The organism is Acidobacteriota bacterium, assembly GCA_004299485.1.
In the GTDB taxonomy this organism is placed as follows: Bacteria; Acidobacteriota; Terriglobia; order Terriglobales; family SCQP01; genus SCQP01.
Map to the genome: position 1 here is coordinate 99,405 of SCQP01000008.1, position 17,769 is coordinate 117,173.

Consider the following 17,769-nt stretch of genomic DNA (forward strand, 5'->3'; position numbering starts at 1 on the left):
GATGGCAGCGAAGGCGGAATTTGGGCATTCGCTCGTCGCGCCGGTAAGCGAGTTCTTGGAGCGGGAGGCGATCTGGCGCGAGCTTTTCCCCGCCCGTGCGGGGTCTGCGAGATGCGATGTCGGGGCGCAGCGGTTCCGGGCGTCGGTGGCGCTGCTACTGAGCCGGCTCGGTTGGGATTACGTGGGCGATGCGCAGGTATACCTTTTTACGGCTCCAGACCCGGATCCCGGAGCGGTGGTGGTGTTCGGAGCGGCGTCGGGGCAGCCAGAAGAGGAAATCGGCCGGGTGGTACACCAGGCGGCGCGATTGCGCGCGTTCTTGCGCGCCTGCGGTCTGACTGCGATCCCGGTGCGAAGCTTAGTGGTCGTAGGAACTGAACCGAGCACGGAACTGCGGACCGCGGCGGCCATCGTCGAAGTGCGATTGCTCGAGGCAGAGGAACTGGCGCGCCTGAGCGCGGCGCCCGTCGCCAACCGCAATAGGGTTTACGCCATGATCGCGGCGAGGCCGACCTGGCGGACTGGGATCGCGGCCGAGGCGCAACTTTCCGCCGCGTGTTGGTGAGAGTTGCAGGGATTTCTCCCGCGCCTACGATACAGAAAACAACAGAGGTGACAGCACACCACTCTGAGTCGCCGGTAGCGGGCGCCGCTGCAGTTCAACGGTTGCCCGGCTGCCGGGGCACGGGTGGGAGCCGGTGTTCAGTCGATCTCGAGACCGAAGGCGGCCATCCCGGGCGCAAGCACGGTGAGCGGGTATTCACCATTACTGCAGAGCTTGAACGAACCGAAATCCTTGTGCCGAGGGCCGTCGGGAGCAAGTGGGCCGCTCGCTACCCATTGACGCAGGCGTTGCAAATCTTCCAGCGTGGCTTCCCGCTGTTGCACCCGCTGCAGCAGATGTTCGCAGACCGGCCTCGGAAGATCAGCGAACTTGATTTTCGGCAACCGCCTGCTCTCCGAACACCGCTTGAATCAGATCACGGCCGGCCACAGCTCGCTCGGTGTCGGTGGCTGCGCTTAAGAACCGGCGATGCGAGACGCGCAGCGCACGTTCTGCCTCGGCCTCGGCTCGCACCCCGCCGACTTTTTTGGGGGCTGCCATGCCGTCGTTGTACTGCTGCACCAGCGTGGTGCAGCCGCTGGCCGGCATGCCAGACAAAGAAAGCGATTACCGGGAGTCCGCACCGGCCAGGACCTGGCGGTTGTGACGGGCCCAGGCGCTGTTGGCGAGGACAGCTTTCATCGGCGGACCACCGCTCGTACCGCAGGCGCAAGGACCTTTAGTCATGGCCTCGCTCATGCAGGAACAGGAACTTTTGCCCAGGCACGCGCAGACGTAGACAACATGAGTATTGGGTTCGGGAACCTGAAGCGGCGGCTGGGAAACTTCTCCGAGGGCGCAGACAGCCAATAATCCCACCGCCGCGGTAATGGCACGCGGTCTCCACACAGTAGACCTCCGCTGGAAACAACGCGGGCGGAGCAGCCTGCCTCGCGAGAAGTTCCGCTCCGTCCGCGACGTTACTTTGTACCGTCACTTTCGCCCAGGCAATCGCCTGGAGCAATAGCCACTCGCTGACAGATTGCCATAGCCAACTTAGAAAGGAAGCTGAGCGATGAGACGGCGGACGGCGGCGGGGAGTTCCGCGGGCGCGATGCTGCCGAAGCCGAGAATGAAACCGGAGCGGGGCTTGGAAGCAAAGTAGGCCGGAGACAGCGGCCAGAGGGAAAGCTTTTGGTGGGCGGCGCGGGTGGCGATGGCAACATCGTTGCAGCGGCGGGAGGTGGTGAGGGTGATGTGCATGCCGGCGCCGGCGCCGTGAATTTCCCAGGCGGGGCCAAGCGCGGGGCGAAGCAGCGCCAGCAGCATCTCCTGTTTTTGCGCGTAGTGGCGGCGCATGCGCTGAATGTGACGGGCAAAATGGCCTTCGGCGAGAAAGTCGGCGAGCACTTCCTGCGTGAGGAAGGAGGGAGAAATGTCGGCAGCGTAGCGGGCGGCCGCGAAAGCGGAAACCAAATCCGGGGGAACGACCAAATAGCCGGCGCGCAAGCTGGGGAAAAGGACTTTGCTGAAGGTGCCGATATAGAGGACCCGCTGCTGATTGTCGAGACCCTGCAGGGAGGCGACGGGAGGGGTGGAAAAACGGTACTCGCCGTCGTAGTCGTCCTCGATGATCCAGGCACCCGCCTGCGCGGCCCAGCGCAGGAGCTCGAAACGGCGCGCGGCGCTCATGGTGGAACCGAGGGGGTACTGATGCGAGGGGGTGACGTAGGCGAGGCGGGCGCGGGGAGCGAGGCGGCGTCCAGCGGCGACGCTGAGGCCTTCGGCATCGACGGGCACGGGCACCAGACGCGCGCCGCCGGCGAGGAAGGCCTGGCGCGCGAGCCAATAACCTGGTTCTTCGAACCAGACCGGCGAGCCCGGATCGCAAAGCACACGCACGCACAAATCCACGGCCTGCTGGGATCCGGAGGTAATTAGAATTTGTTCGGGCTGACAGCGCACCGCGCGGGCAGTGCGCAAGTAAGAACAGATGGCTTCACGCAAACGCGCCGAACCCTCCGGGCGCATACGGTGCAGCGCGTGCGCCTGAGGATTGCGGGCGTGACGCTGAATGAGGCGCGCCCAGAGCACGAAGGGGAACTGGTCGAGCGCGGGCTGGTGAACGCCAAAGGCGCCCCAGACGTACCAGGGAAGGCGCTCGTAGGGCGGCAGTAGCGCCATGCGGCGCGCGAGGGGACGCGGAGGGGATGCAGAGCCCGGCGCGAGTTTGGCGGCGGCGGCGGTGCGCGGCGCCAACTCGCTCAGGGCGCGGGCGATGCAGGTGCCGGCGCCGGCACGGCCTTCCAGATAGCCTTCGGCGGTGAGCTGCGCGTAGGCGGTCGTGACCGGCATGCGCGATAGATGGAGCGTAGCTGCCAGTTCGCGGCTGGAGGGAATGCGCTGGCCTGGACGCAGATCGCCGCGCCCAATGGCGGCGCGCAGGGCCGCACAAATCTGTTGATGCAGAGGGCGCGGCGAACGGCGATCGAGGGGAATCAGCGGGAGGATACCGTCGGCGGCGGGCATAGAACTAGGAAACATGGGTGAGAGGCAGGAATGGGGCGGGTGGTTTCTTAAAATAGATGAACATGCCCGTACGGTGCCCGCGCCTATTATGCCTCTGTGTCTGCCTTCCTGGATTGCTGCTCGGGCCGGCGCGCGCGCGGGCGCAAGCGGCAGCATTGACTGGCGCGGGGCCTGGCGTGGCTGCGCCACACCACCCGCTTGACGCTCGGCCGGGCTGGGGGCCCCGGGAGCCCCAGCCCGGCCCCCGCGTGCAACCCGCGGGAGACTGCTTATGTCCTGCAGCATGCAAGAAGGTCTTCGGCCCGGAGACGGGGTTCGCCAAGCGCGGCATTGATTTTGAAGGCTGGCTGCAGCTCGATGGCGCGACGCTGGGCGGCGGACTGAGTCCGGCGCGGGCCTTCGACGGGCAGTATCTGCTGGACCTGTCTGCCACGTTTGATACGCAGAAGCTGGCGGGGTGGGCGGGCGGAACGCTGCTGGTGGATATGCAGACGCACAGCGGACCGAATATCGTGAGTCAGTACGTACCGGCGATTCAGGATCCGGACAATATGGACGCGCACTCGTTTACCGAGATTGACCGCGCCTGGTACCGGCAGATGCTGTGGGGGCAGAAGCTGCAACTGCAGGTGGGGCTGATGTATGTGGACGAGCAGTTTTTCACCGTGCCCTACGGGGACAATTTCATTTCGCTGAATTTCTCCTCGGATGCCACGATCAGCACGTTCGTGCTGCCCACGTATCCCAGGGGATCGTTTGGCGGGAGCGCGTTTTTTTACCCGGTGAAAGGCGTGTATGTATCGGCGGGCGTGTTCAACGACCACAGCGCGGAGCTGCCGTACGATCCGGGCGGGGACTTGTGGGTGACCGAAGAGGGTTGGCAGCATCCGTGGCGTGGGCTGCCGTTCAGCCTGCAGGTGGGTGCGTGGCATGACACGGGGAGCTTCCAGCCGTTGGCCGGGCCGGTGGGCAGCGTGGTGCCTGGCGCGACGGGCGCGTATCTGGTGGCGGGGCAGAAGCTGTGGCATCCGGCGAAGGCGCCGGACCGGGGGCTGGGCGCGTTTTTGCAGCTTGGCAGCGCACCGCCGACGGTGGCGGCGATCGACCGGCACGCGGGCGCGGGAGTGGTATGGACGGGGGCGTTCGACGCACGGCCGCACGACGAGATCGGGTTTGCGTTCAGCGACGGCTCGCTATCACCGCAGGGCGGATTTCTGCACGGGTTTGAAAATGAGTTTGAGGCGTACTACCAGATTTACGTCTCGAGCTGTCTGACGGTGCAGCCGGATGTGGAGTATTGGCAGCATCCCGGAGGCAGGGCGACACCGAACGCCTGGCTCTATTCCATTCGCATGCAACACACGTTTTAGCCCTGGTCGCGGAGACTGCGGACGGCGAGGGCGAAGCAGGCGAGGGCGAAGATGACGAAGGCGAGGGCTTCGAGAGCGAGGCGCGAGGGCGTGCCGAGGCCGATGGAACCGTAGCGGAGCACATCCACCTGCCAGGTGACAGGGTTGGCGCGGGCGGTGAGGCGCAGCCAGCGGGGCAGCGGCGCGAGCGGATAGAACATGGAGCTGACGAACATCAGCACGAAATAGGAGGCGTTGACGAGACTGTTGAAGGCGTCGTTGCGGCGGATGCGCAGGGCGAAGATGGCATAGAAGAAGAACCAGCCGGCGGTGCCGGCGATCACCGCGATGGCGAGGATGGGGAGCAGGCTCCAGCGCAGATGGATGCCCAGCAGCAGGCAACCGGCCGCGACAGTGATGGCGGCCTGGAGGACGGCGACGCAAACGTTGAACAACACCTTGCCCAGCAGGTATTCGGAACGGCGCATGGGGTAGGTGAGCATTTCGAGGAAAATGCCGTTGTCGCGGTCAAGAAAGAACGACCAGGAGCTGTTGACGGCGACGCCAAGGCTGGCCATGCCGAGCACGCCGGCGAGGAAAAAGGAATTGTAATCGACGCCCTTGCCGAGGGCGGGCGCAGCGCCGAGCGCGGCGTTCACGCCGATGCCGAAGACGAGCAGGTAGAGAAGCGGATAGAAGAGATCGAAGAAGAGGAAAGTGGTGTTGGTGGCGCGAATCTTGCTCTCTCGATAAAACACCGCCGCGAGGGGACCGTATCTCACCGGCATGCGGTTGCCTGCGTGAGCTGGACGAAGATGTCTTCCAGGCTGGCACCGCGGACTTCCACGCGGAGGACGCGGCCGCGGCGGGCGAGCGCGCTGACCAGATCGAGAATCTGCGCCTCCATTGACTGGCGCGGGGCCTGGCGTGGCTGCGCCACGCCACCCGCTTGCGACTCGGCCGGGCCGGGGGCCCCGCGGTCCCCAACCCGGCCGAGTCCGGTCTTCAGGGTGATTTCGAGGGTGTTGCCTTCGAGGTCGCAGCGCAGGGGGTACAACGCGGCAGCCGCTTCGGCGATGCCAGGCGGCAAGGTCTCGAAGGTGAGTGAAATTTCATAGACGCCGGCGGATAGAAGCTTGAGATCCTGCAAGCTGCCGCGGGCGGCCTGCTTGCCGTGATGCATGATGAGGATGTCGTCGCAGAGTTCCTCGGCCTCGCTCAGGATCTGGGTGGTGAGGATGATGGTGCGGCCGCGGGCAGCTTCCTCGCGCACGTAGCCCATGATGGCGCGCTTGAGGATGGGGTCCATGCCGGTGGAGAACTCGTCGAGGAAGATAACGGGCGTGTCGGCGAGGAAAACTTTGGCGACTTGCACGCGGCGACGGGAGCCGCCGCTCAAATCCTGCACTTTTTGCTCGGCGTAAGGCGTGAGCTGGAATTTTTCCATAACCGCGGCGGCACGGCGGCGGGCTTCGCGGGTGTCAAGACCACGAAAGCGGGCGTAAGTAAGCAGGTTATCGCGGACGCTGAGGAGCAGCTCGGCCGCGGTTTCCTGCAAGACGGTGGCGATGCGGCGGCGGACTTCCAGCGGGCGCGCGGCCACGTCGAAGCCGGCGACGCGGGCGCTACCACTGGTCGGACGCAGCAGAGTGGTCAGCACCTTGAGCAGAGTGGTTTTGCCGGCGCCGTTGGGACCGAGCAGACCGAAGATGGCGCCGCCCGGGACGGAGAAGCTGATGCCATCGACAGCCCGCACAGCGGGCCTGCCGCGGCGCTCATAAACTTTAATGAGGTTGTCGACCTCGAGAGCAGGCTCGGCCATAGCGGGGGAGTGGCGGAGAGGGAGGGATTCGAACCCCCGGTACCCGTTAAGGTACACACGCTTTCGAGGCGCGCGCCTTCAACCACTCGGCCACCTCTCCGGATCGCGCGTGCGTTGCGCCAGAGATGAGTTTAGCATGGCGGCGCGGGCGCCATTTGACGGGGGCGTGACTTGGTGGGACAATCCCACCATGGTATTGAAACTGGACTCCAAACGGCGGTTGACGGTGCCGCGAGAGCTCGCGCCAGCATTGCCCGGCGACCGGTTTGAGGCCTGCTTTGATGCCGATGAGGATACCTTGATCTTCCGCCGCCTGCCCGCCGGGCGGGACTGGCTGGATGTGCTGAAGTCATGTCCCGTGAGCATGGATGATATTCCACCGCGAAGCCGGGAGTTGCCGAGGCATCGCAAGCTGTGAATTGGCTGCTGGATACTGATGTCCTCAGCCAGCCCGCCAAGCGGAGCGGTGACAGCCGCGTGATTGCCTGGATGGAAGCGGAACGGGCGCGGTGCTACACCAGCGCGATCGTGATCGCGCAACTCGCCTACTGGGTGCGCAGCCGTGAGGGGCGGCGGCGGAGCGAGCTGCAGATTTGGTTAACCGAACTGCTGGCGGCATTGCAGGGTCGAGTGTATAGCTTCAACGTGGCCGTGGCGCATGTTTGGGCAGAGCAGGAGCGAGCGCGGGCTCTGACCGGGCACCCCATGCCGCTAGCGGATAGCTACATCGCCGCAACCGCGAGCCGGTGCGGACTGGTTGTCGCTACCGGCAATGAGCGTGATTTCCAGCATGCGGGCGTACGCGTGTTCAACCCATTCCGTGAACTGTAACCAGGCAGGTCTGCACTTCCGCACGGCGACCTCCAACGTAACGGCGGGAGAATGCGGTCGTAGGGCCGGTCCAGAGTTGAGGGTGATGGGCGGAGGGTGCTCGCCTCGTGGGAGAATGTGCGTGTGACTCCTTGGGATGATTTCCAAAGTGCGGTTGCACCGTTTCTTGAGCTCTGGGCGTATGCGAGGGTCGTTTGCGTTGCGATTCGCCACGCCGGTGAGTACCGCGCGCTGGCACTTCGGATCGAGCTCTGCGTGGCCGAACCGAAGCGGTGTAGGCTGTGGCCAGTCGGCCAAGAACTCGTGCTCGAATGTGGGCCTATTAACCGCGAACGCGTGCTTGACATAGCGCAAGAGGCGTGCGAACAGAACCGGTTTACGCTGAGCGGCGTCGGCAGCACCACCATCCAGCTCGCGGGTGCGAGTGGAGCGTATTGGCAGTTTCAGAGGCGGGAGCGATGGGAGGGGCGGCCGTACACGCTTGCTCTGGCGTGCGGGGGCGAGCGGATCGCAAGCTTCCCAGGCGCGGACCTGCTCGCAAGCGCGGACGCGGAGCTGCGCGCCAGCGACCAATCCCCGTACAACGGAATCGACGGCTGGCTATACACGCACGCCCCGGGGATATCGCCCCTCCCTTTTGCTAGCTCGCATACGTCGATGGAGATCGTTGCGCCCCTGTCGATTCGTGGCAGGTACGTAGCGGATACTGGCCGCGTGGTCGTGGAGTGCCCGGCGGCGTTCCGGCGAAACATAAAGGCGGCGGCGTTCTTCGATAACAACGTATCCCAATCGCTTATCCTTTCGAACGGCAGCGCCGGGGGGTTCGGCGCTGAAATGCGGTGGCCCGATGGCACCTCATTTGCGACGGTACACATCACTGCGGAGGGCGTAACCGTCGATTCGTTGGAAGTGCAGCGATGGCGCGGTTCCGGCAATTTGGGCGCCGCAGTGAACGGATACTTCGATGAAGGCCATGGCTGGCTTCGCGACGCACTTGCGGCGGCGCCGAACCGGGATGGCCGGCAGCATAACTTTGAGCGCGGCGTGGTGAGGCTGCTGGCGAGCCTTGGGTTCAGCGTCATCTCGTATGCGGAGAAGACAGGTGCGAGGCAGTCACGGCCGGACGCGGTTATTATCCACGACAGCGGTACAGCCCGGGTTGTACTGGTCGAGTGCACGATCGAGCAGCCGATGAAGAAGATCTCAAACCTGGCAGTCCGAGTTCAGGAGCTTTCCAAGCATCTGGGGAGCCAAGGGATCGGGCGCGGAGTTGAGGTCCGCGGTGTCATCTTTAGCGCGACTGAGCCTGTCGGTGCTGAGGTTACTGACGCAGCGGATCACGAAATTCCGATTATCGGGCCGGGGCAGATTCAGAACCTACTGGCACGCATGGGGCGGCCGCTACCGGAAGCAGATACGCTCCTGAGCGAGATTCTTGGCTGCGCGGCGAACCCATTCGCGGGAAGCAACTGAACCAGCTCAGCAACGGCGCTTCTGGAAGAATTCCTGGACGAGGGCGGCGCAGTCGGCGGCGAGGAGGCCGGAGGTGACGGCGAAGGTGTGGTTGAGGGCGGGGTGGGCGGCGAGGGAGGGGTGGGAGTGGAGGGCGCCGGATTTGGGTTCGGGGGCGCCGTAGACGAGGCGGGCGATGCGGGCCTGGATGAGGGCGCCGACGCACATGACGCAGGGTTCGATGGTGACGTAGACAGTCGCGCCGTTGAGGCGATGGTTGCCGGCGCGCCAGGCGGCTTCGCGCAGGGCGACGAGTTCGGCGTGGGCGGTGGGATCGACGTCGAGGAGGGTGCGGTTGTAGCCGCGTCCAAGGATGACGCCACCCTCGGAGACGACAATGGCGCCGACCGGGACTTCGCCGGCGAGCTCGGCGGCGCGGGCGAGCTTCAACGCCTCCGTCATCCAGGCGTTGTCGTCTAAGAGTATTTCAGCCAACGGCGGAGTTCGGCAAGATTGGGACGCTTGCCCGTCATGAGGATGCCCACACGGTAGATTTTAGCCGTAAGCAGGGTGCAGCCCCAGAAGGAAGCGGCGACCAGCGCCATGGAGAGCAGCACCTGCCAGAGCGGCGGGTTGGAGACCGCAATGCGCATCACCATGAGAATGGGGGCGAGAAAGGGAATCAGCGAAAGCACGACGCTGAGGGGGCTGGTGGGATTGGCCATGACCAGAAACGCCAGCCAGATGGCAACGACGAGCAGCATGGAAAGGGGCATTTGCATCTGCTGGGCTTCCTGCTCGCTCGAGACCACGGCGCCGATGGCGGCGTAAATGCTGGCGTAGAGCAGATAGCCGAGGACGAAGAAGATCACGACGGCGAGGAAAAGCGCGGTGGCGTTGTGGGGGAGGTACTGGGCGAGATTGGCGCCGCCAGCCTTGGCCATGGTCAAAGCATAGCCGGCGAAGAGAGCCAGGCAGAGGCCCCAGACGGCAAATTGCGTGAGGCCGGTGCCGGCGATACCGAGAATTTTGCCCATCATGAGCGAGAAGGGATCGACGGCGGAAAGCAGGACTTCGGAGACGCGCGAGGTTTTCTCTTCCGTGACGGCGCGCATGGTGACCACGCCGTAGACGAGCAGGAACAGATAGAGAACGATCACGAGAGCGATCGGGACCACGATGGAGGCGTTGTTCTCGCTGCGGTCGCCCTGGGCGGTGATTTTGAGCTCGTCCAGTTTGAAACTGCCCATGAGGCCCTTGATTTCGCTGACGGAAACACCGGCGTGCAGCAGCGCCGCCTGATTGACGGCGCGTTCGAGGCGGCTGTTGAGCTCCTGATTCACGGCCAGGGCGGCGGAGTTGCGGGCATGATATTGCGCGGTGCGGCTGGTGAGGACATCGGCGGGAATTACGAGATATCCGTCAATAGTCTTGTTGAGCGCCTCGGCGCGCAAGTGCTGCTGGACGGCAGGGAGCGTGGCCGCGGTGGCGGTGACCGGTTCGAGGTTGAGCTGGGTGCCGAGGGCCGAGGGTGTGGCGGCGGCGATTTCCAGCGCGGGCAGGACCTGGTGCGAAAGATCCACGACGGCGACCGAGCCGGCGGCGTGCTGGCTGGCGTGGATGATGGCGTACTCGAACAGGCCAAAGGCGGCGAGCAGGACCGGAAAGCCGAAGGTGATGACGAGGAAGCCTTTGGTACGGACGCGGGTGAGGAGCTCGCGGTGGATGACGGTGAGGATTTTCATGGAGAGTTATCAGTTCTCAGTCGTCAGTTTTCAGTTTCTTGCGGCGACCGCGCGCTCTTGGGTGCCGAGAGTGGTCGCCGCGACGGTGTCTAAGAAGATCTGGTTGAGGGTGGGCTGGAGTTGTTCGAAGCGGGTGATGGAGAGCTGTGGGGCGAGAAAGCGCAGGAGCGAGGAGACGGCGGCGGGCGACTGGGCGTCGGGCGCGAGCTTGAGCTCGGCGTAGTTGCCGAAGTCGTCGGTGCGGAGGACGCCGGGAGCCTGGCGGAGCACGGCGGGATCGCCGGTGTAGTCGACGCGGACGGTCGATTTGCCGGCGGCGGCGCGGAGGCTGGCGAGGCGGCCATCGAGGACTTTGCGGCCCTTGTTGATGAGGCAGACGTGATCGCAGAGGCGTTCGGCTTCTTCCATGCGGTGGGTCGAGAGCAGGATGGTCTTGCCCTGGGCGCGCTGCTCCAGCAGGATTTCCATGAGCAGGTTGGCGTTGACAGGATCGAGGCCGCTCGAAAACTCGTCGAGGATCAGGATTTCGGGATCGGCGATGACGGCGACGATGAACTGGATTTTTTGCTGCATGCCCTTGGAGAGATCGTTGACCTTCTTTTCGGCCCAATCGCTGAGTTCGACGCGCGCGAGCCATTGCTTCACGCGCGTGCGCGACTCGGCGGCGGGAAGGCCTTTGAGGCGGGCGAAAAATTCGAGCAGCTCGCGGACCTTCATTTTGGCATAGAGGCCGCGCTCTTCGGGCAGGTAGCCAATACCGTCTTTGGTCTCGTCGCTCACCGGCTTGCCGTGGACCGTGACGGTGCCGGAGTCTGGCATGTAAATGCCAACCATCATCCGGATACTGGTGGTTTTGCCGGAGCCGTTGGGGCCAAGGATGCCGTAGACGCTGCCCTCAGGCACGTTCAGCGTCAGCGACTGAACGGCGCGGACGGCGCCAAAGGACTTCTCGATGGCATCGCAGGCGATAGCGGGGGATGAAGGCATGGCAGTTCGCAAAATGATAACGGCGCAGAACGAATTATTGCAACAGGCGGAAGCGGTTTTTATAGCCAGTCAACTCCAGATAGCCTTCACCACCGCCAGAGACGGTCACTGCGCCTTCCCAATATTCGACACCGATGGCGGGGGCGCGGATCTCCTGGTCTTTTACCAGCGGTGTCACCGTGAATTGCAAGCCGAAGCGTGGCACAGTGACGCGCCAGGATGTTGGATACGACTGCCAGTGGGCGAGCGGCGTCATGGTGAAGTCGGCGGCGGTGAGGTGAACGGGCGCACCGCCATGCGGACGCCAGGTGCCCGCGGAATGAGGATCGCGGCGGCCACCGGTGAGGCGGAGATTGTAGAGCATGAGATCGCCGGTGGGCAGGTGCAGGCCGAGCCAGTCCCAGCCTAACTGATCCGCAGCGAGCTGATCGGTGGCAAACTCGTGGTCCATCCAGGCGAGGCCGGAGACGGTACTTCCCTGCACCGTGCCGGTCACTTGCAGGTGCGGGAACGAGTAATAGTAAGACGCTTCGCCGGGGGCGCTTCCCTTCTGGCTCCAGCCGTGGATGCCGTTGAGCATGCGCTGACCGGGCGTTACCGCCAAGTCGAGAGATTGGCCGCCCCAGGCGGCGTGGAGGTGATCGGGACCGGCGGCGGTGAAATCGACGTACCAATTTTCGTTCCAGACGCGGAAGCCAGAGGCACGGTGGGCGACGCCTGCCTGCGACCAGTTGCCGCGGCGAGCGCGGGTGTGGAACAGGAAGCGATGATCCGCCGCGCCGGTGATGGAGAAGTGGGTGAAGTAGAGGTCGTGCTTTGGGTCGGCGCCGGGTTGGGGCGAGATACGGAAGAAGGTGAGCTCGAAGCCGAATTGTTGGCCCGCGGCAGAGTGCAGATTGCCGGTGAAGTACCACCATTCGGTGGCGAAGTTGGGGTGGGCGAAGTCGTCCTGCGGGAAATGCCAGACGTAGCCGGGCGTGGCGACGCGGAAGGTGGCGGGCGTAGCGAAGAGGAAGATACCGAACAAAAGCGCGAGGAGGCGCATTTAGGTAGCCTCCAAAGCCGAGGGCACGGCGCTGCGCTGGGCGGCGCGGGCGGGAAGCCATCCGGCGGCCACGGTGGCGAGCCAGACGATGACTGAGGCAATCGCCAGGAATAGATAAGGCGGATGGAACTGAATCGACCAGCCGAAAGATTGCACATTAATGACGCGGGCGAGAATCAGCGAGAGCACGATGCCCATGCCCCAGCCAAGCGCCAGCGCGAAGGAGGCGATCAGGGCGGATTCGGCCAGCAGCAGACGGCGGATTTGGGCGCGGGTGGCACCGAGGAAGCGCAGGACCGCGAATTCGGGGGCGCGCTCGAGCACGACGGCGAGCAAGGTGTTGGCGACGCCGAGAATGGCGACCAGGAGGGTAATGATCTCAAGGGCGTAGGTGATGCGGAAGGTTTGATCGAAGACAGCCATGGCCTGGCGGCGGATGGAGGCATTGTCGGCGACAACGATTGCAGCGCGAGGAGGCAGGGCGCGCTGGACGCGCAATTGCAAAGTGGAAGAGGCAAGGCCGGGTGCGGCATCGAGGCCGAGAACCGTGGCGGCGGGCGGGCCGAAGAGGTGGGTGTATTCAGGGCGCGGAATGACGACGAGACCTTGATCGCTGGAGTAGTCGTAAAAGACGCCGGCGATACGGAGGCGTGCGGCGGCCTGCGTGCCGGTGAGCGGGAGGGTGGAGCCGGTCCAGAGGTGGAAGCGGCGGGCGAAGGGCTCAGAAACCAGCACCTGACCGGGACGGGTGATGCGGCCGCCGGCGAGGAAATGGCGGAGCGGCAGGGCGGCCTCCCCACGCACGCGCCAGCGGGTTTCAAGGATGACGGGTTGGCCGCGGAAGCGCCAGGATTGCGAATGGCCGGCGCCGACGGCGCGGACGCCGGGCGTGGCGGAGGCAGCGGCAATCACGGCGGGCGGAAGCGGGACGGGACGATTGCGATCCCAGTCGGCGGCCTGGACGAAGACATCATTCTGGAGCTGCTGGCCGATCCAGGTGGAGACGGTGGCGCGGAAGCTGCCGACCATGATGGCGACGCCAAGCATGATGCCGATGGCGACGGCTACGGCGACGGTGAGAATGGAGCTGCGGCGGAGGGCGCCGGCGAGCGAGGCAGCGGCGACGCCGGGCAGGCTGCGGCCGCGGCGCAGGTGTGGCAACAGTTGTGCGAGGGTGAGCGGCGTGACCGCAGCCCAGGCGAGCACAGCGGCGAGCGCGCTGGCGAAGCCGAACCAGGGGATGCGGCCGATGGCGGGCAAGTGCGCCAGAACCACCGCGAGCACGGCCAGAACCACAGCCGCAACGCCGAGCCAGCCCAGGCGGGTGCGAACCACGGCCTCGGCGCTGCCCGGGCGCAGAGCTTGCGCGGGAGCGACCGCGGCGGCCTGACGTGCGGGCGACCAGGCGGCGAGCAGACCGGCGGCGAGCGCGAGGCCGAGGCCCCAGAGCCAGTCGGCGGCGATGAGGTGTGCTGCGGCGGAGGTGTGGGCGGCGTTCGAGGTGTAGAGACTGTGGACGGTTTGCTCGACCAGGGCCAGCGCACGGGCGCCGAGGGACCATCCGGCGAGCACGCCCAGCGCGCCACCTGCGAGCGCCAGCACGGCGCCTTCGGCAAGGAACAAGCGCAGAACCTGGCTGCGCGGGGCGCCGAGGGCGCGCAGCGTGGCAATGGCCGTGCGGCGGCGGACGACGGAGATAGAAACGGTGTTGTAGATGAGAAAAAGGCCGATGAGCAGCGCGATGTAGGAGAGCGCGGTAAGGTTGGCGCGGAAGGCGGCCAGCATCTTGGCCTGGTTCTGGACGCGGGCGGCGGGCGGGGCGACGCTATCCGCCGCGGGGACGAGAGCGGCGAGGCGCGCGGCCACGGCGCGGCGCGAGGCGCCCGGGGCGAGCGAGACGCGAAGACCATCGGCAGTTCCTGGGCCGTTGGGCTCGAAGGCGGCGAGGGCATCGGGAAGATCGAGCAGGGCGAGATCGCCCGTGGGCGCGATGCCGGTGCGGAAGGCGTGAATACCGCCGCCCATGGCCAAGTCGACGCGGGCACCGCGCTGCAAGTGGAAGCGTGAAGCGTAAGCCGAGGGCAACAGGATCAGCGGCAGGTTCGCGGTGGCTTTGGGAATTGGGCCTGGATCGCGTAAGGAAATGCCGCGCTGGCTGGCCTCGGCGACGAGATCGATGCCGAGAACTTCAAGGGCATCCTGGTGCGCGGGGTCCCAGGCGCGGCGCTCGATGTAAGGGGTGATTTCGCCGTGGGCGTTCAGCAGAAACAGTTTGGGCAGCAGCGTCAGCGGAATGGGCGCGGGACCGGTGACCAGGAGATCGGCCTGAGCGGCGAGGGAGTTGGTGGTGCGCTCAAAGGAGGCGATGGCGGCGCGGTTGGCCACGCGAATGGCGATGACGACGGCGACTCCAAGCGCGATGGCGAGCAGGCTGAGGATGGTGCGACCCCAGTCGTTGCGCAGCGGCCGCAGGATCAGAGCGCGCAGGAACATGGTTACTGTGCCGCGATCAGCTCGCCATCGCGCATGTGCAGGGTGCGGCCGGCGTGGGCGGCAGCTTCGGGGCTGTGCGTCGCCATCACGACAGCGGCGTTCTGCTCGCGGCTGAGGCGGCCGAGGAGATCGATGACGGTGGCAGCGGCCTGGGTGTCAAGATTGCCGGTGGGTTCATCGGCAATGATGAGAGCGGGGCGATGAATCAAGGCGCGGGCGAGCGCGGCGCGCTGCGCTTCGCCGCCGGAGAGTTGATGCGGGTAGGCAGCGAGGCGGGAGGCGATACCGAGGCGATCGGCGAGCTCGAGGACGCGGGAGCCGGCGGGCTGGCCGGCGAGGCGCAGGGGCACGGTGATGTTCTCTTCGACGGTGAGCGTGGGCAGGAGATGAAAAGCCTGAAAGACAAAGCCGACGGAGCGGCGGCGGAGGGCGGTGAGAGCGTCATCGGCGAGCGCGGAAGTGTCCTGGCCGGCAAGCCAGACGTGGCCGCGGGTGGGCAGGTCCATGGCGCCGAGCAGGTTCAGCAGCGTGGTTTTGCCGCAGCCGCTGCGGCCCATGAGGGCAACGAACTCGCCAGGTTCTATCTGGAGCGAGACGTCGCGGACGGCGAGCGTGGCGGCACCGCCGGCGCCGTAGCGCTTGCTGACGGCATCGGCTCGCACTACGGCTGTCCGCAAGGCGGTTTCCGTCTCGGCGCTCGCCATACCTTTTAGATTAGTGCCTGCCGCAGAGATCCGCTTTGGTACGTTCGAAGGCGGGCGAGTCGTCGTGATAGGAAGGGTGTGGGCCGAGGGTAGGAATCTCGGCTTCAATGGCGGCGCGGCGATTGCCGGGGTTGGGGTGGTCGGACAGGAATTGGATGGCCTGGCTCCCGCCCTGGGCTTGCAGAGTTTCAAAAAACTGCGCCATGGCGCGGGGATCGAAGCCGGTGGCGTTCATGTCCTGTGCGCCGAGGGCGTCGGCCTGGCTTTCCATATCGCGCGAGTATTTGAGAAAGACGCTGCCGACGGCAAACTGCGCGGCGATCTGAGCGAGTTGGTTGCCGCCCAGCGCCTGACCCAAAATGCTGAGAGGGATGGCGGCAATTTGCTTTTTCGAGGCCATGGAAGTGGAATGGCGCAGCGCTACGTGGGATTCTTCGTGCGCTACGACGCCTGCGAGTTGCGCTTCGTCGGTGGCCGCGCAGAAGGCGCCAACGTTGACAAAGATGGGGCCGCCGGGAAGGGCGAAGGCGTTGATCTCCTTTTGATTGACGATGTGGAAGTTGTAGGGGAACTTCGGGCCAGGCATGTGCGCCGCGAGCGAGTCACCGAGCGAGGTCAGGTAGTGGGTGGCCTGGGCGTTGTGGAGGATCGGAACCTGCTTTTCGACTTGAGCAGCGGCCTGTTGGCCTACGGCGACATCCTGTTGCGGAGAAAACATATTGAAGCCGGGGTGGTAGTAGTTGCCGCTGCCAGGCTGCTGGGGCGCCGGGGCACTGGCGCAGCCGAGCAGCAGGAGCAGCAGCACTAGAGGAGTGATTCTCGCCCGCATTTCTTCCTAAATGGCCCAGCGGATGAGCTGGGCACCGGCAGTGTAGCCGGCGCCAACGGCGGCCAGCAGCACCAAGGCATTGGGATGCAGCAAGCCCTGGTCCTGGGCATCCCGCATGCCCAGCGGAATGGTGGCGGCGGTGGTGTTGCCGAATTTGCCGATGTTGACCAGGACTTTGTTGGGATCGAGGCCGAGGCGCTCGCCGGTGGACTTGATGATGCGCAGATTGGCCTGATGGGGGATGAAGCAATCCAGATCACTGGCTTTGAAGCCGTTGCGGTCGAGAATAGCCTGGCAGATTTCGTACATTTTCAGGACGGCGTACTTGAAGACGGACTGGCCTTCCTGATGGACGAAGTGCTCGCGCGCCTGGACGGTTTCGACACTGGCAGGACGGCGGCTGCCGCCGGCGGGCATATAGAGGTTGGGGCCACCGACGCCTTCGATCTGGTGGAAGTAATCGAGCAGGCCATAGGGCTCGTCCGGAGCGGCCGCTTCGAGCAGTACGGCGCCGGCGCCGTCGCCAAAGAGGACGCAGGTGGCGCGGTCGGTGTAATCAATGATGCTGCTCATGGTATCGGCGCCGATGACCATGACGCGCTTATGCGTGCCGGCGCCGATGAGGCTGGCGCCGGTGGCGAGGGCGTAGAGAAAGCCGCTGCAGGCGGCGACGACGTCAAAGCCCCAACACTTGGCGCCCAGCTTGTCCTGCACGAGGCAGGCGGTCGAGGGGAAGAGCATGTCGGGCGTGACGGTGGCGACGAGGATGGCTTCCACGCTGGAAGCATCGGGGTTGCCGGCAGCATCGATGAGGCCGCGGCGGCGGAGGCAGTCGCGCGAGGCTTCCACCGCCATGTCGCTGGTGGCCATAACGCCGGGCTCGACGATGTGGCGCTCGGTGATTCCGGTACGGGAGATGATCCAGTCGTGGGAGGTCTCGACCAATCTTTCCAGGTCGGCGTTGGTGAGCAGGCGGGGAGGCACATAGGTGCCGACGGAGGTGATCTTGGCTCTGACAGGGTTCGACATGGTTGGGGGTGCGAAAGCGGTAGAAGTTCGATTGTAACGGTCTATCGGTCTATCGGTCTATCAGTCTGTCGGTCTGTCGGTCTGCGGGTCCGCAGAGTTGAAGCGAATTCATCGAGAGGGTCCCCAACACGGCGCATGCGGCCTATTGAGAGCCGGCCGCGCGGCGCGGCCGCGCTGGGTGCCCGCGATTTAGGGAATGCGGCCCGCGATATAATAGACCGTCAAGCTTCGGGCCGCCGTGGGCGTCGCAAGATGCCGACGGCACGCGCGCAAGCTCCGCCTGCGAACCCCGCCAGGTCCGGAAGGAAGCAACGGTAACGGGACTGGACTGTGCAGCGCGATCCCCGAAGCTTGGCAATACGACCGCAGCAGTGGTCAGTGGCTAGTGGTTTGTGGCTAGCGAAGGCTCG

At 65.2% G+C, this 17,769-nt stretch carries 18 protein-coding genes, 1 tRNA gene and 1 other RNA gene; 6 read left to right on the forward strand and 14 right to left on the reverse strand.

All coding sequences use genetic code 11. The annotated features are described in order from the left end of the window. Position 1: 1 nt before the first annotated feature. Positions 2-565: a hypothetical protein gene (locus tag EPN33_06820; GenBank protein TAN22644.1), complete on the forward strand. Its 564-nt coding sequence runs from the start codon at positions 2-4 to the stop codon at positions 563-565. A 137-nt stretch (positions 566-702) separates the two neighbouring features. Here EPN33_06820 and EPN33_06825 read toward each other — a convergent pair whose 3' ends face one another. The 3 genes from EPN33_06825 to EPN33_06835 all read right to left on the reverse strand — a co-directional run bounded on the left by EPN33_06825 (position 703) and on the right by EPN33_06835 (position 3,358). After that, a complete protein-coding gene (locus EPN33_06825) occupies positions 703-888 on the reverse strand; it encodes a hypothetical protein (protein ID TAN22645.1) in 186 nt (61 codons plus the stop codon). 37 nt (positions 889-925) lie between these two features. Beyond that, entirely contained in the window at positions 926-1,162 is a 237-nt protein-coding gene (locus EPN33_06830) for a hypothetical protein (protein ID TAN22646.1), read from the reverse strand. 438 nt (positions 1,163-1,600) lie between these two features. Then, positions 1,601-3,358, reverse strand: a complete 1,758-nt coding sequence (locus EPN33_06835; GenBank protein ID TAN22647.1) for a PLP-dependent aminotransferase family protein — start codon at positions 3,356-3,358, stop codon at positions 1,601-1,603. Between EPN33_06835 and EPN33_06840 the strand changes: the two genes are divergently transcribed. Further along, on the forward strand, positions 3,130-4,443 hold the full coding sequence (locus tag EPN33_06840) for a carbohydrate porin (protein ID TAN22648.1): 1,314 nt from the start codon (positions 3,130-3,132) through the stop codon (positions 4,441-4,443). The two genes, EPN33_06835 and EPN33_06840, sit on opposite strands and share 229 nt — an antisense overlap. Here the strand turns inward: EPN33_06840 and EPN33_06845 are convergent. From EPN33_06845 to EPN33_06855, 3 genes are all read right to left on the reverse strand, one after another. After that, complete coding sequence (locus EPN33_06845; GenBank protein TAN22649.1) at positions 4,440-5,210, reverse strand: hypothetical protein; 771 nt, start codon at positions 5,208-5,210, stop codon at positions 4,440-4,442. The two genes, EPN33_06840 and EPN33_06845, sit on opposite strands and share 4 nt — an antisense overlap. Next, positions 5,201-6,244, reverse strand: coding sequence for an ABC transporter ATP-binding protein (locus EPN33_06850; protein ID TAN22650.1), 1,044 nt, complete (start codon positions 6,242-6,244; stop codon positions 5,201-5,203). The genes EPN33_06845 and EPN33_06850 overlap by 10 nt, the downstream gene beginning before the upstream one ends. Positions 6,245-6,254: 10 nt before the next feature. Then, positions 6,255-6,344, reverse strand: a tRNA-Ser gene (locus EPN33_06855). A 36-nt stretch (positions 6,345-6,380) separates the two neighbouring features. Here EPN33_06855 and EPN33_06860 point away from each other — a divergent pair. The 3 genes from EPN33_06860 (at position 6,381) to EPN33_06870 (ending at position 8,548) form a co-directional block, all read left to right on the forward strand. Beyond that, positions 6,381-6,662: a hypothetical protein gene (locus EPN33_06860; GenBank protein ID TAN22651.1), complete on the forward strand. Its 282-nt coding sequence runs from the start codon at positions 6,381-6,383 to the stop codon at positions 6,660-6,662. Next, positions 6,659-7,075, forward strand: a complete 417-nt coding sequence (locus EPN33_06865; protein TAN22652.1) for a type II toxin-antitoxin system VapC family toxin — start codon at positions 6,659-6,661, stop codon at positions 7,073-7,075. Before EPN33_06860 ends, EPN33_06865 begins: the two co-directional genes overlap by 4 nt. A 657-nt stretch (positions 7,076-7,732) precedes the next feature. Further along, a complete protein-coding gene (locus EPN33_06870) occupies positions 7,733-8,548 on the forward strand; it encodes a hypothetical protein (protein TAN22653.1) in 816 nt (271 codons plus the stop codon). A 6-nt stretch (positions 8,549-8,554) separates the two neighbouring features. Here the strand turns inward: EPN33_06870 and EPN33_06875 are convergent, their stop codons facing one another. From EPN33_06875 to EPN33_06910, 8 genes are read right to left on the reverse strand one after another with little or no spacing between them, the layout of a single operon-like run. Beyond that, positions 8,555-8,989, reverse strand: coding sequence for a nucleoside deaminase (locus EPN33_06875; protein TAN22812.1), 435 nt, complete (start codon positions 8,987-8,989; stop codon positions 8,555-8,557). Between the two features lie 14 nt (positions 8,990-9,003). Next, complete coding sequence (locus EPN33_06880) at positions 9,004-10,272, reverse strand: ABC transporter permease (protein TAN22654.1); 1,269 nt, start codon at positions 10,270-10,272, stop codon at positions 9,004-9,006. A 30-nt stretch (positions 10,273-10,302) separates the two neighbouring features. Next, positions 10,303-11,259 (reverse strand): ATP-binding cassette domain-containing protein, encoded by a 957-nt coding sequence (locus EPN33_06885; GenBank protein ID TAN22655.1) that lies wholly within the window; start codon positions 11,257-11,259, stop codon positions 10,303-10,305. Positions 11,260-11,293: 34 nt separating this feature from the next. Beyond that, entirely contained in the window at positions 11,294-12,304 is a 1,011-nt protein-coding gene (locus EPN33_06890; protein ID TAN22656.1) for a carotenoid 1,2-hydratase, read from the reverse strand. Beyond that, the gene (locus EPN33_06895) at positions 12,305-14,797 is read right to left on the reverse strand and encodes an FtsX-like permease family protein (GenBank protein ID TAN22657.1); all 2,493 of its coding nucleotides are present in this window, start codon (positions 14,795-14,797) and stop codon (positions 12,305-12,307) included. A gap of 2 nt (positions 14,798-14,799) precedes the next feature. Then, positions 14,800-15,501 (reverse strand): ABC transporter ATP-binding protein, encoded by a 702-nt coding sequence (locus EPN33_06900; protein TAN22658.1) that lies wholly within the window; start codon positions 15,499-15,501, stop codon positions 14,800-14,802. A 10-nt stretch (positions 15,502-15,511) separates the two neighbouring features. Continuing rightward, positions 15,512-16,330, reverse strand: coding sequence for a hypothetical protein (locus EPN33_06905; GenBank protein TAN22659.1), 819 nt, complete (start codon positions 16,328-16,330; stop codon positions 15,512-15,514). A gap of 6 nt (positions 16,331-16,336) precedes the next feature. Further along, positions 16,337-17,359 carry a ketoacyl-ACP synthase III gene (locus EPN33_06910; protein TAN22660.1) on the reverse strand — a complete coding sequence of 341 codons (1,023 nt, stop codon included), beginning with the start codon at positions 17,357-17,359 and terminating at the stop codon, positions 16,337-16,339. Between the two features lie 256 nt (positions 17,360-17,615). On the opposite strand from EPN33_06910, the gene ffs reads away from it, so the two are divergent. After that, an RNA gene (gene ffs / locus EPN33_06915) (signal recognition particle sRNA small type) lies at positions 17,616-17,712 on the forward strand. Positions 17,713-17,769: the final 57 nt, after the last annotated feature.

Excerpts from the sequence above, each read along its gene's own strand:
- EPN33_06910 (TAN22660.1), bottom strand. The coding sequence starts at position 17,359 with ATGTCGAACCCTGTCAGAGCCAAGATCACCTCCGTCGGCACCTATGTG.
- EPN33_06905 (TAN22659.1), bottom strand. The coding sequence starts at position 16,330 with ATGCGGGCGAGAATCACTCCTCTAGTGCTGCTGCTCCTGCTGCTCGGC.
- EPN33_06885 (TAN22655.1), bottom strand. The coding sequence starts at position 11,259 with ATGCCTTCATCCCCCGCTATCGCCTGCGATGCCATCGAGAAGTCCTTT.
- EPN33_06870 (TAN22653.1), top strand. The coding sequence starts at position 7,733 with ATGGAGATCGTTGCGCCCCTGTCGATTCGTGGCAGGTACGTAGCGGAT.
- EPN33_06860 (TAN22651.1), top strand. The coding sequence starts at position 6,381 with ATGGCGGCGCGGGCGCCATTTGACGGGGGCGTGACTTGGTGGGACAAT.
- EPN33_06880 (TAN22654.1), bottom strand. The coding sequence starts at position 10,272 with ATGAAAATCCTCACCGTCATCCACCGCGAGCTCCTCACCCGCGTCCGT.
- EPN33_06845 (TAN22649.1), bottom strand. The coding sequence starts at position 5,210 with ATGCCGGTGAGATACGGTCCCCTCGCGGCGGTGTTTTATCGAGAGAGC.
- EPN33_06840 (TAN22648.1), top strand. The coding sequence starts at position 3,130 with ATGAACATGCCCGTACGGTGCCCGCGCCTATTATGCCTCTGTGTCTGC.
- EPN33_06895 (TAN22657.1), bottom strand. The coding sequence starts at position 14,797 with ATGTTCCTGCGCGCTCTGATCCTGCGGCCGCTGCGCAACGACTGGGGT.
- EPN33_06900 (TAN22658.1), bottom strand. The coding sequence starts at position 15,501 with ATGGCGAGCGCCGAGACGGAAACCGCCTTGCGGACAGCCGTAGTGCGA.
- EPN33_06820 (TAN22644.1), top strand. The coding sequence starts at position 2 with ATGGCAGCGAAGGCGGAATTTGGGCATTCGCTCGTCGCGCCGGTAAGC.
- EPN33_06890 (TAN22656.1), bottom strand. The coding sequence starts at position 12,304 with ATGCGCCTCCTCGCGCTTTTGTTCGGTATCTTCCTCTTCGCTACGCCC.
- EPN33_06835 (TAN22647.1), bottom strand. The coding sequence starts at position 3,358 with ATGCTGCAGGACATAAGCAGTCTCCCGCGGGTTGCACGCGGGGGCCGG.
- EPN33_06875 (TAN22812.1), bottom strand. The coding sequence starts at position 8,989 with ATGACGGAGGCGTTGAAGCTCGCCCGCGCCGCCGAGCTCGCCGGCGAA.
- EPN33_06850 (TAN22650.1), bottom strand. The coding sequence starts at position 6,244 with ATGGCCGAGCCTGCTCTCGAGGTCGACAACCTCATTAAAGTTTATGAG.